We start from the raw sequence: 12,017 nt of genomic DNA, 5'->3' as shown, positions 1-12,017 counted from the left end.
GAACCCGATTTCTTGTCAAGAAGAAGCCTTGCATACGGCCCCCCAGGCCTGCCTAAAAATGTCCCAGATGGCGGGAACCATCCCGACCTCTTCGGCGTTTGTTCCCGTCGAGGCGGGGTCCGGAATGGCCGAAAAGTTCAGTCAACAGAGAGACCTGTTCGAGAGCGAGCGCAGTTTTCGGCTGTTGGTTGAGGGTGTCGCCGACTACGCCCTCTATATGCTTGACCCAAACGGGACCATCACCAGCTGGAACATCGGCGGCGAACGCATCAAGGGTTACCCCCCCGAAGAAATCCTCGGCCAGCATTTTTCCCGTTTCTACACCGAGACCGACCGGGCCAATGGCAAGCCGGCGCGGGCGCTCGGAATCGCGCGCGAAAAGGGCCGATACGAGGAGGAAGGCTGGCGCGTCCGCAAGGACGGCACGTTCTTCTGGGCGAGCGTCGTAATCGACCCGATCTACGAGGACGGCAGGCTGATCGGCTTCGCCAAGATCACACGCGACATCACAGAGCGCCGCAATGCCCAGCTCAAGCTCGAGGCGATGCAGAAGCAGCTGGCCGAGTCGCAGAAATTCGATGCGCTCGGACAGCTCACCGGCGGGGTGGCCCACGACTTCAACAATCTTCTGATGATCATCAGCGGCAGCCTTCACATCCTGAAGAAGAACGCCGCCGACGACCCCAAGCTCGAGCGCGCCATTTCGGCGATCGACACCGCGACCAAGCGCGGCGCAGCGCTGACCAACCAGCTTCTCACCTTCGCCCGGCGGCAGAGCGTCAACCCGCAGGCGATCGATTTTGCCGAACGCGTCGCGGCCATCCGCGAGGTGCTCGACGCGGGCGTCGGCAGCTCCGTGCGTATCGCCTTCGACATTCACTCCGACACCTGGCCGATCAAGGCCGACGTCTCCGAGCTCGAGACCGCGCTGCTCAACCTCGTCATCAATGCCCGCGACGCGATGCCGGACGGCGGCACGGTGACGATCGCGGCACGCAACGTCGTGCTGAATGAGGCGCCCCTCGTCGGCGATTTCATCGCGATCGACGTCCGCGATACCGGGCTTGGAATTCCCTCCGACGTCCTCGACAAGATCTTCGAGCCGTTCTTCACGACCAAGGCGATCGGAAAAGGCACGGGCCTCGGCCTTTCGCAGGTCCACGGCTTCGCCCACCAGGCCGGCGGCACGGTGAAGGTGGCAAGCGAGCTCGGCAAGGGCACGACATTCACCATCGTCCTGCCGCGCGGCACGGATGTGCCGTCGCGGGAGACGGCGGGAACGGCGTTCCGCGGCAGCGGCACGGTGCTGCTGGTCGAGGACAATCCCGATGTCGCGCTGGTCAGTATCGGTCTTCTGGAGCAGCTCGGCTATCAGGTGCGCCGTGTCGCCGATGCCGAAGCGGCATTGCGCGAGATCGAGAGCGACGGCGTCGATTTCGTGTTCTCGGACATCGTCATGCCCGGCAAGATGGACGGCCTCAGCCTCGCCCATCACCTCCGCCAGATCCGTCCCGGCCTGCCGATCCTGCTCGCCACCGGTTACAGCGAGGTCGCCGCCGGCGTGCGCGGCGATTTCCCGATCCTGCGCAAGCCCTACGAGATCCACGAGCTGAGCGAGGCGATCTCGAAACTGCCAAGGTGAATGTTTCTTCTTCACCTCTCCCCGCTTGCGGGGAGAGGTCGAATTCGATCGCAGATCGAATTCGGGTGAGGGGGTACAGGTCTTTCTACGACCGCTCGCGTTGAGAGAAGCCCCTCACCCTAACCCTCTCCCCGTAAGAACGGGGCGAGGGAACGCACCGCCTGCGGGGAAAGAACACCTACACCGTCGGCAGTACGGAAAACGCTTCCCCTGCCCTGCGCAAATTCAGCTCATCCACGCTTGCGGTTTCACTGGTGACACTGTCGACGCGCGAGAGCGGCGGGCCGTGGCGGCACAGCGCGACCATGTCGGCAACGTGCGTCGGCGCACCCGCGAACAGCGCTTCCACGCTGCCGTCACGGCGGTTGCGGACCCAGCCTTCGAGGCCACACGCGGCGGCCTGGAACTCCACCCAGGCCCGATAACCGACGCCTTGCACGCGGCCGCGGATCATGACCTGGAGAATCACCCGGCTCATGGCTTCGATCCGAGCCAATCGGCGCTACGCGTCTTGACCGCGGCCTCGCGCGCAACGCGGGCCATCAGCTCCGACGATGCCACGCCCTTGAGGCTCTTTGGCGCCGTGCCCTCGCGCAACGCCTTCTGCGTCTCGTACACAGCTTGCGTCGCCGCGGCGATCGGCGCATGGCCCTGCAGCGCGATGCGGACGCGCTGACCCCCGAGATAATCGAGCCCGCTCAATTCCTCCGACGCGCCGCCGAGCACGATCGGCAGGCGCGTGGCGGCGGCGATGGCTTCGAGCTCGGCACGCGACTTGACGCCGGTGAAAAACAGCGCGTCGACGCCGGCCGCCTCGTAAGCCTGGGCGCGGCGAACCGCATCATCGATCGAGGTGATCGCGGCTGCGCCCGTGCGGCCCATGATGACCAGCGAGGGATCGCTGCGGCCGGCGAGCGCCGCCTTCATCTTGCCGACGCCCTCTTCGAGGGAGATCAGCTGCGCCTTCGTCTCACCAAATGCCGCCGGCAGCAGCGTGTCCTCGATGGTGAGGCCGGCCGCGCCGGCCGTCTCCAGCTCCTGCACCGTGCGGCGCACGTTGAGCGCATTGCCGTAGCCGTGATCGGCATCGACGAGCACCGGCAGCGCGGAGGCGCGGGACATCCGCCGCATCTGCTCGGCGAGCTCGGTGAGCGTGATCAGCGTGACATCGGGGTCGCCGAGCACGGCGAGAGAGGCCACCGATCCGCCGAACATGCCGAGCGGAAAGCCGAGATCCTCGGCAATTCGGATCGAGATCGCGTCATAGACCGAGCCGGGATGGACGCAAATTGGGCCCGACAGGGTGGAGCGCAGTTTCTCGCGGCGGGAACGAAAGGCCATGGTGCCCTCTCAATTGTTGCGACGCAGCCGCAACATACTCCGTCATTGCGAGCGCAGCGAAGCAATCCAGAATCTTTCCGCGGAGGCAGTCTGGATTGCTTCGCTGCGCTCGCAATGACGGTGTTGATGGGGCCCGACGAGAGCCCCACTCACACGCTTACGCAAACTCCAGGATCAGCGCGTCGACCGCAAGTGTCGCGCCGGCGCTGGCGTGAATCTTCTTCACCGTGCCGTCCTGCTCGGCGCGCAGCACGTTCTGCATCTTCATGGCTTCGACCACGGCGAGCGTCTCGCCGGCCTTGACCTCCTGCCCCTCGTTCACCGCGATCGAGACGACGAGGCCCGGCATCGGGCAGAGCAGCTTCTTGCCGCTGTCGGAGGCCGTCGTCACCGGCATCAGCCGTGCGGAGGTCGCCTCGGCCTCGGTCCAGACATAGACCGGGACCTCGACGCCCTGATGCGCGAGACGGATGCCGTTCGGAATCGGCCGCGCCTGCACGGCGACGAACTGCCCGTCGATGGTGCCCTGCCAGACCGGATCGCCCGGCTTCCACGGCGACTGCAACAGATGCGCAGTGCCGGCCTTGCCGTCGGCATCGATGAAGCGGATCGCGATCGCCTCGCCTTCGCGCGCGACCTCGAGCAGGATCTCCTGGCGGTCGAGCCAGACTGCGCGACGGCGCTCGCGCTGCACGACGCGGCCGCCCATCTGGCCGGAGATCTGCCGCTTGCGCGCCCCCAGCACATGATCGATCGCGGCGCCGACCGCGGCGATGCGCCGCGCGACCTCGCCTTCAGGCACCCGCACCGCAAAGCCCTTGGGGAATTCCTCGGCGATGAAGCCGGTCGAGAGCCGGCCCTCGCGCCAGCGCGGATGATGCATCAGCGCCGACAGGAACGGGATGTTGTGGCGGATGCCATCGACATAGAACGAGTCCAGCGCGGTGGCCTGCGCCTCGATCGCAGCCGCGCGCGAAGGCGCATGGGTGACGAGCTTGGCGATCATCGGATCGTAATGGATCGAGATCTCGCCGCCCTCCTGCACGCCGGTATCGTTGCGGATGGTGATGCCGTCCTTGCTGGCCTCCGCCGGCGGACGATATTTCACGAGCCGCCCGATCGAGGGCAGGAAGTTGCGGAACGGATCTTCGGCATAGAGGCGCGATTCCACCGCCCAGCCCGTCAGCGTGACGTCCTTCTGCGCGATGGCGAGCTTCTCGCCGGCGGCGACGCGGATCATCTGCTCGACGAGGTCGACGCCGGTGACGAGCTCGGTGACGGGATGCTCGACCTGGAGGCGCGTGTTCATCTCCAGGAAGTAGAAGCTCTTGTCCTGGCCTGCGACGAACTCGACCGTGCCGGCGGAATCATAGTTCACGGCCTTGGCGAGCGCGACCGCCTGCTCGCCCATCTTGCGGCGGGTCGCCTCGTCCAGCAGCGGCGACGGCGCTTCCTCGATGACCTTCTGGTTGCGGCGCTGAATCGAGCATTCGCGCTCGCCCAGATAGATCACGTTGCCATGCTTGTCGCCCAGCACCTGGATCTCGATGTGGCGGGGATCGACGATGAACTTCTCGACGAAGACGCGGTCGTCGCCGAACGAGGCCTTCGCCTCCGCCTTGGCGAGGTTGAAGCCCTCGGCGACCTCGGCCTTGGAATGGGCGATGCGCATGCCCTTGCCGCCGCCGCCGGCGGAGGCCTTGATCATGACGGGGTAGCCGATCTCGTCGGCGATGCGGACCGCGTGCTTGTCGTCCTCGATGACGCCGAGATAGCCCGGCACGGTCGAGACTTTTGCTTTTGCGGCGGCCTTCTTGGACTCGATCTTGTCGCCCATTGCCGCGATCGCGCCGGGGTTCGGGCCGATGAAGACGATGCCGGCGGCTTCCAGCGCGCGCGGAAACGCCTCGCGCTCGGACAGGAAGCCATAGCCGGGATGCACGGCCTCGGCGCCCGTCTTGCGACAGGCCTCGACGATCTTCTCGATCACCAGATAGCTCTCTGCCGCGGCCGGCGGGCCGATCAGCACCGCCTCATCGGCCATCTCGACATGAAGGGCATCGCGGTCGGCCTCGGAATAGACCGCAACCGTTTGAATTCCCATCTTGCGGGCAGTCTTGATGACCCGGCAGGCGATTTCGCCGCGATTGGCGATCAGAATGCGTTTGAACATGCTTTTCTTGAGTCTCGACCTTGGGCGGGACCCCTTCTCTGGCCGTTCGAGCCTATGGGAGGGGCCGTGTGGCTCCCGTGGTACATCAAAATGGGCCGGAGGCAACGGTCTAAATCCGGGGACTCTGGCGTACCAGCGCAAGACCGAAATGGGCCACCCGGCGCGCCCTGGGCACGCCGTGCGGCATCCTTAGGGCTTCCCAGGCTTGGCCACGTCCCGGACCAGGTCATGGATGAAGCCCAGCTTGCCGACCACCGCGGACGACAGGATAAAGGGATAGAGGTCGCGCAGGCCCATGGCGCGGTTGACGCTGTTCATGGCGAAGGTGAAGGGCAGCCATGCGTTCACCAGCGCCTCGACATCCCTCGCTTCGTAGGGGTTGAAGCGGATGCGCGCGGTCAACTCCCCGCCGCGGTCGATCTTGGGACGCACCTCCATGCCGAACTCGGCGGCCATTTCCAGGGTGTCGACGATGTGGAGGTAATGCGCCCAGGTCTCGGCAAAATCCTCCCAGGGGTGGGTCGTGGCATAGGCCGAGACGTAGTTCTGCTGCCAGTCCGGCGGCGGCCCTTCGGCGTAGTGACGCTGCAACGCCTGGCCGTAATCGACGGAATCATCGCCGAAGACGGCGCGGCACTGGTCGAGCTTGCCGCCATCGCGCACCAGCACGTCCCAGAAATAGTGCCCGACCTCGTGGCGGAAATGCCCGAGCAGCGTCCGGTACGGCTCGCCCATCTCGAGCCGGCGCCGCTCGCGCTCGATGTCGTCGGCCTCGGTCAGTGCGATCGTGATCAGGCCGTTGTCGTGGCCGGTCATGACCTTCTCGCCGCTGTGCGGATCATCGGCGAGAAAATTAAAGATCAGGCCATGCTCGGGATTGTCCTGGCGGGTCTGGAGCGGCAGCTTCCAGCGGATCAGGGAATAGAATAGACGGTGTTTTGCCACCTCCAGCTCGCGCCAGCCGGCGAGCTGCGCCGGATCCGAGAGGTTTGGCACCGTCCCATTGTGACGGCAGGCGCGGCAATAGCCAGTGGTATCGGCGGCGTCGGTCAGCCAGTTGCAGGCGTCGTACTCGGCATTCCGGCACAGCATCCGGCTTTCGCCCTTGTCGGCGAGGATTCTCCATGCCGCCCCGTCGGCCTCGATCGCCGACATCGTCTCCTTCTCCGGCAGGAAGGCGATCCGATGGCCGCAGCGTTCGCAGGCGCGGTTCTCGAAATAGAGGACGTTGCCGCAGGCCTGGCAGACAAAGAGCTTCAAGATTTAGCCTCGTGGGAAAGGAAAGCTTGTAAGAGAGCTGGCGCCTCGCGACGACGCATCAATCAGCCGATCGTTCCAGTATTCGGAACAAATTGCCAGACCGGACGTTGCCACCGCGTACTTCTCCACGTTCAGGCTCGCGCCACCATTTCCGGGCACCACCTGCCCTCTAAACAATGGCCATCACGCCCCGTCTGTGTGAATATCGGTCCGGCACGCGCGCACCTAGATGACAACGGCCGATGCCTTGAACGATCCCTTGCCCGAAACCATCGCCGCCGAAAGGCTGCGCCAGCACCTCGAAGACGTCGCGCGCGAGCGCGACAACGCTTATCGCGCGCTGCAGGAGCGCGAGGCCGAGCTGGCGCGCATCCAGCGCATCGGCAAGGTCGGCGGCGTCGAGGTCGATTTCCGCGAAGGCTTCAAGAACCGTCGCTCGCCCGAATATCTGATGATCCACGGCCTTCCGCCGGAAGCCGCCGAGGAGTCGCACGAGGATTGGGTCAACCGCATCCATCCCGACGACCGCGACGCCACCGTCAAGCATTTCTTCGACGCACTCGCCGGAGCGAGCGAAGACTATAGCGCCGAATACCGCATCATTCGCCCCAGCGACGGCGAGACCCGCTGGATCCGGGTGGTCGCCAAGATCGAGCGCGACAAGGACGGCCGCGCCATCCGGCTCGTCGGCGCCCATATCGATATGACCGACCAGGCGCTGGCGCGCGAGACACTGCGCGAAAGCGAGGAGCGCTTCCGGCTGATCGCCGACAGCGCGCCGGTGCCGATCTGGGTCACCAAGCTCGACCGCAAGCGGTCCTTCGCCAACCAGGCCTATGTCGATTTCGTCGGCCTGCCCTACGATCAGGCCATCGATTTTGACTGGCGCAAGGTGCTGCACCCCGACGACCTGCCGCACGTGCTGCAGCAATCCGTCCAGGGTGAAGCGTCCCTCAAGCCCTTCGTGCTGGAAGCGCGTTACAAGAACGCCAGCGGCGAATGGCGCTGGCTGCGCTCGGAATCGCAGCCGCGCTGGGATGCGACCGGCAAGCATATCGGCTTCATCGGCGTCGCCCACGACGTCACCGTCGCCAAGCAGGCCGAGATCGAGCTCAGGCGGCTGAACGAGACGCTGGAAGAGCGCATCGCCGAGCGCACCGCCGAGCTCGAAGCCAACCAGGCGCGGCTGCGCGCGATCCTGGAGACCAGCAATCAGTATCAGGGCCTGGTCAATCTCGAGGGCGAACTGGTCTACGCCAACAAGACCGCGCTCGCCGGCATCAAGGCGAATTCCGCCGACGTGATCGGAAAGCCGTTCTGGGACACGCCCTGGTTCACCGGCACCGACGGTATGAGTTGCGCCGTGCGCGAGGCCTTCGAGACGGTGCTCAAAGGCGAACCCGTGCGGCTGGAGATGCGCCTGCGCCTTCCCGTCGGCGAGCGCGATTTCGACTTCGGCATGCGCCCCGTACTCGACCGCCACGGCGCCATCACCGGCGCCGTGCCCGAGGCGGTCGACATCACCGAGCGGCGTCGCGGCGAGGAAGCGCTGCGGCAGTCGCAGAAGATGGAGGCGATCGGTCAGCTCACCGGCGGCGTCGCGCACGACTTCAACAATCTCCTCACCATCATCCGCTCGGCGACCGATTTCCTGCGCCGACGCGAGCTGCCGGAGGAGCGCCGCCGCCGCTACGTCGATGCCATCTCCGAGACGGTCGAGCGCGCCTCCAAGCTGACCGCGCAGCTTCTGGCCTTCGCGCGCCGCCAGCCGCTCAAGCCGCAGATCTTCAACGTCGGCAGTCAGGTCGAGGGCGTGGCGCAGCTGGTCCGCCCGCTGGTCGGCGGCCGCATCGAGATCGCCGTGGAGATTCAGGACGCCGATTGCTTCACGGTGGCCGACATCGCCCAGTTCGAGGCGGCGCTGATCAACCTCGCCATCAACGCCCGTGATGCCATGGACGGCGAAGGCCGCCTCACCATCGCCGTGCGCAAGGTCTCGGGAATCCCGAGCCTGCGCGCACAATCGGCGCGCGGCGGCGACTATGTCGCGATCTCCGTCAGCGACACCGGCAGCGGCATCGCGCCGGAACATCTCGACTCGATCTTCGAGCCGTTCTTCACCACCAAGGAGGTCGGCAAGGGCACTGGCCTCGGTCTCAGTCAGGCCTTCGGCTTCGCGAAGCAGTCCGAGGGTGACATTGCGGTGACGAGCACGCCGGGCAAGGGCGCGACCTTCACCATCTATCTGCCGCGGGCGCAAAGCCCGGCGACGGACAAGGAAGCCGCGGCGCTGAGCCACGAGGCGGCCACGACCGGGCGTGGCTATCGCGTGCTCGTGGTCGAGGACGATGACGAGGTCGGCCGCTTCTCCACCGAGCTCTTGGAGGATCTCGGCTATGTCGTCCGCCGCGCTGCCAATGCGAACGCGGCGCTGGCGATCCTCGGCGAAAACGAATTTGCCGTCGACCTCGTGTTCTCCGACGTCATCATGCCCGGAATGAACGGCGTCGAGCTCGCCGGCATCATCCGCGAGCGCTATCCGGGCCTGCCCGTGGTGCTCACCTCCGGCTACAGCAACGTGCTCGCCGAGAACGCCCACCGCGGTTTCGAGCTGATCCAGAAGCCGTATTCGGTGGAATCGCTCTCGCGCATCCTGCGCAAGGCGATCACGGAGAAGCTATCGGTGGCAAGGTGAGTGTGACATTCGCTAGAAGCAGCCACAAATTCCGTCATTGCGAGCGCAGCGAAGCAATCCAGACTGTTCCTGCGGCAAGACTCTGGGGGAAGACAGCCGTTCCGACATCGGTTATCGATGCCGAATGACTGACCGAACCTCAAGGACTGACCGTGCCGTCTAACGCCATCTGGGCCTGGAGCATCACCGCCGTCGCGACCGCAGGCGTCATCATCCGGCCCCTATCCCTGCCCGAGGCGATCTGGGCCGTGATCGGCGCGAGCGCGCTGGTGCTGCTCGGCTTGCTGCCGTGGCAGGACGCCCTTGTCGGCATCGAGAAAGGTGTCGACGTCTATCTCTTCCTGATCGGCATGATGCTGATCGCCGAACTGGCGCGGCTTGAAGGCCTGTTCGATTATCTCGCCGCGCTTGCGGTGGAATATGCACGTGGCTCGCCGCAGCGGTTGTTCCTGCTGATCTACCTCGTCGGCACGCTGGTGACGGTGCTGCTCTCCAATGATGCCACCGCGATCGTGCTGACGCCGGCCGTCTATGCAGCGACGCGCGCGGCCGGCGCGAAGCCGCTGCCCTATCTGTTTGTCTGCGCCTTCATCGCCAATGCCGCGAGTTTCGTGCTGCCGATCTCCAACCCCGCCAATCTCGTCGTGTTCGGCGCGCACATGCCGCACCTGACGGAATGGCTGCGCCTGTTCGCCCTGCCCTCGGCGGCGTCGATCCTGCTGACCTACATCGTGCTGCGCCTGACCCAGCACCGCGCGCTGAAGGAAGAGACGATCGCGCGCAGCGTACCGCATCCAAAGCTCGGACGCGGCGGCAAGCTCACCGCAATAGGCATCGTCGCGATCGGCATCGTGCTGGTCACGGCGTCGGCGCTGGACAGGCAATTGGGTCTGCCGACCTTCGTCTGCGGCGTGGCGACGGCCGCCATCGTGCTGCTGATCAACCGGCAATCGCCCTTGCCCGTGCTGCGCGGCGTGTCCTGGAGCGTGCTGCCGCTGGTCGGCGGGCTCTTTGTCATGGTCGAAGCGCTGGTGAAGACCGGCGTGATCGCGCAGCTCAGCGCGCTGCTGCATCAGGCGGTGGCGCAGTCCGTGACGAAAGCCGCCTGGAGTGTCGGTATTGCCACCGCGCTCGCCGACAACATCGCCAACAACCTCCCGGTCGGCCTCGTCGCCGGCTCGGTCGCCGCCAGCGATCATCTGCCCGCGCCGGTGGTCAGCGCCATTCTGATCGGCGTCGATCTCGGCCCCAATCTGTCGATCACCGGCTCGCTCGCCACGATCCTCTGGCTGGTCGCGCTCCGGCGCGAGAAGATCGAGGTCGGCGCCTGGCCATTCCTCAAGCTCGGCCTGCTGGTGACGCCGCCGGCCCTGATCGCGGCGTTAGCCGCCGCGATCAGATAGCACTCGTCTTCAGTCGTTCTCGTAGCCGTAGACTTCCGGCAGGATGAAGATTGCCGCGAGCAATCCGATCAGCGGGAAGATCGCGACCATCAGCGTGGCATTCGCCTGCCCGATCGCGGCAAACACCGTCGGGAACAGGAAGATCGCCAGGAACGACGGCAGCTTCACGAACATGTAGGCGAAGCCGCTTGCGGTGCCGCGATATTGCGGACGGGCGACCATGGTCGGGATGGTCATGCAGTTCGAGGCGTCCCAATAGTGGCCCCACAGCATGCCGGCCGCGGCGAACGGCAGCAGCATCTTGTTGTCGGTGTAGAGCGCGAACGCGGCGACCAGCAGCGATACCAGCACGATGGAGAAGCCCGCGATGGAGATGCCGCGATGGCCGATTTTCGGCGTCAGCAGCGGCCCGACCCATCCCGACAGCGCTGCGAAGGAAAACAGCGCCATTGTCACCAGGTTGATGCCGAGCACGCTCGACACGCCGACCATCACGAACAGCACCGGCAGGTAGAACGCGAAGGTCGAGAACTCGCTGGCCTGCGCGAAGCAGGCGATCCAGCCATACAACGTGGCGCGCCAACGAATCGGATCTTTCTTGAGGTCGGCGAGGAACGCGCGGGTGCTGGTTTTGGGAACCACGACGTCCCGATCCGGCAGCATGTCGAGATTGTCGTTGAACATCTCGCGCGCGACCTGCTTGGCTTCCCGATAGCGGCCCTTCTGCACCAGCCACACCGCCGTCTCCGGCACGTCGTGACGCATGATGAGGATGATCAGCGCCGGCACCGCGCCGAGGCCGAGCGTCACGCGCCACAGCATCTCGTGGTTCATGTCGACCAGAAGGAAGATTACGATGACGCCGATGGTGAGGACCTCACCGACGGCGAACATGAACTGCCAGCGGTTGCCCATGACCTCGCGCTCGCCCTTGGCCATGGATTCCATGATGTAGGTGTAGCCGGTCGAGATGTCCGAGCCGAGCGGAATGCCGAGCAGGAAGCGGATCACGACGAGCCAGCCGACGCTGGGCACGAAGGCTTGCGCCAGCGCCAGCACAATGAACAGCACCATCGTGACCAGGAACATCACGCGGCGGCCGATCTTGTCCGACAGCCAGCCGCCGAGCAGCGCACCGATCAGCGCCCCACCTTGCGTGCCCGCGGCGGCAAGGCCGAGCATCAGCGGATCGGGATTGTACTGCTCCTTGATGAAGATCAGCACGAAGGCGATCGAATAGAGGTCCCAGGCCTCGACCAGGATGGAGGCCATCATCAGCCAGCCGACCTTGTTGCCCTTGGGACTGTAGTTCGTGATGAGGTAGCGGACGGCGGCTTCGCTCGCGGTCGCTTGTGGCATCGCCATCGTTGACATTCTTCTTCCTTTCTTCAGAACTCTCTAAAGCGCGATGAGATCAGGATCTCATCGCGCTTTAGCTTGTTGTGTTGTGCATGATCGCTTCGGAAAACCGCTGCACACTTTGCGCGAGCGCGGCCCTTCGGG

8 protein-coding genes are annotated in these 12,017 nt (G+C 65.3%); 3 read left to right on the top strand and 5 right to left on the bottom strand.

What is annotated here, in order from left to right; genetic code table 11:
- The first annotated feature begins 124 nt into the window (after positions 1-124).
- The gene (locus ACNJYD_RS16255) at positions 125-1,642 is read left to right on the top strand and encodes a PAS domain-containing sensor histidine kinase (protein WP_172783296.1); all 1,518 of its coding nucleotides are present in this window, start codon (positions 125-127) and stop codon (positions 1,640-1,642) included.
- A 178-nt stretch (positions 1,643-1,820) separates the two neighbouring features.
- Here the strand turns inward: ACNJYD_RS16255 and ACNJYD_RS16250 are convergent, their stop codons facing one another.
- The 4 genes from ACNJYD_RS16250 to ACNJYD_RS16235 form a co-directional block, all read right to left on the bottom strand.
- Positions 1,821-2,120, bottom strand: a complete 300-nt coding sequence (locus tag ACNJYD_RS16250) for an acylphosphatase (RefSeq protein ID WP_172783295.1) — start codon at positions 2,118-2,120, stop codon at positions 1,821-1,823.
- A complete protein-coding gene (locus tag ACNJYD_RS16245) occupies positions 2,117-2,983 on the bottom strand; it encodes an isocitrate lyase/PEP mutase family protein (RefSeq protein WP_439366906.1) in 867 nt (288 codons plus the stop codon). Before ACNJYD_RS16245 ends, ACNJYD_RS16250 begins: the two co-directional genes overlap by 4 nt.
- A 157-nt stretch (positions 2,984-3,140) precedes the next feature.
- Entirely contained in the window at positions 3,141-5,156 is a 2,016-nt protein-coding gene (locus ACNJYD_RS16240; protein WP_439366905.1) for an acetyl-CoA carboxylase biotin carboxylase subunit, read from the bottom strand.
- 189 nt (positions 5,157-5,345) lie between these two features.
- Positions 5,346-6,416: a zinc-binding metallopeptidase family protein gene (locus ACNJYD_RS16235; RefSeq protein WP_172783292.1), complete on the bottom strand. Its 1,071-nt coding sequence runs from the start codon at positions 6,414-6,416 to the stop codon at positions 5,346-5,348.
- Between the two features lie 229 nt (positions 6,417-6,645).
- On the opposite strand from ACNJYD_RS16235, the gene ACNJYD_RS16230 reads away from it, so the two are divergent.
- Complete coding sequence (locus tag ACNJYD_RS16230; protein WP_439366904.1) at positions 6,646-9,111, top strand: PAS domain S-box protein; 2,466 nt, start codon at positions 6,646-6,648, stop codon at positions 9,109-9,111.
- Positions 9,112-9,263: 152 nt separating this feature from the next.
- Positions 9,264-10,514, top strand: coding sequence for an arsenic transporter (locus ACNJYD_RS16225; RefSeq protein WP_439366903.1), 1,251 nt, complete (start codon positions 9,264-9,266; stop codon positions 10,512-10,514).
- 9 nt (positions 10,515-10,523) lie between these two features.
- Here the strand turns inward: ACNJYD_RS16225 and ACNJYD_RS16220 are convergent, their stop codons facing one another.
- The gene (locus tag ACNJYD_RS16220; RefSeq protein WP_172783289.1) at positions 10,524-11,888 is read right to left on the bottom strand and encodes an MFS transporter; all 1,365 of its coding nucleotides are present in this window, start codon (positions 11,886-11,888) and stop codon (positions 10,524-10,526) included.
- Positions 11,889-12,017 lie beyond the last annotated feature (129 nt).

This window comes from Bradyrhizobium sp. SPXBL-02 (assembly GCF_051853065.1).
GTDB lineage: Bacteria > Pseudomonadota > Alphaproteobacteria > Rhizobiales > Xanthobacteraceae > Bradyrhizobium.
The sequence above is the reverse complement of the archived record's forward strand: the minus strand, read 5'-3'. Positions and strand labels throughout refer to the sequence as shown.

Coding starts and splice junctions, on each gene's coding strand:
- ACNJYD_RS16255 (WP_172783296.1), top strand. CDS start 125: ATGGCCGAAAAGTTCAGTCAACAGAGAGACCTGTTCGAGAGCGAGCGC.
- ACNJYD_RS16250 (WP_172783295.1), bottom strand. CDS start 2,120: ATGAGCCGGGTGATTCTCCAGGTCATGATCCGCGGCCGCGTGCAAGGC.
- ACNJYD_RS16245 (WP_439366906.1), bottom strand. CDS start 2,983: ATGGCCTTTCGTTCCCGCCGCGAGAAACTGCGCTCCACCCTGTCGGGC.
- ACNJYD_RS16240 (WP_439366905.1), bottom strand. CDS start 5,156: ATGTTCAAACGCATTCTGATCGCCAATCGCGGCGAAATCGCCTGCCGG.
- ACNJYD_RS16230 (WP_439366904.1), top strand. CDS start 6,646: ATGACAACGGCCGATGCCTTGAACGATCCCTTGCCCGAAACCATCGCC.
- ACNJYD_RS16220 (WP_172783289.1), bottom strand. CDS start 11,888: ATGTCAACGATGGCGATGCCACAAGCGACCGCGAGCGAAGCCGCCGTC.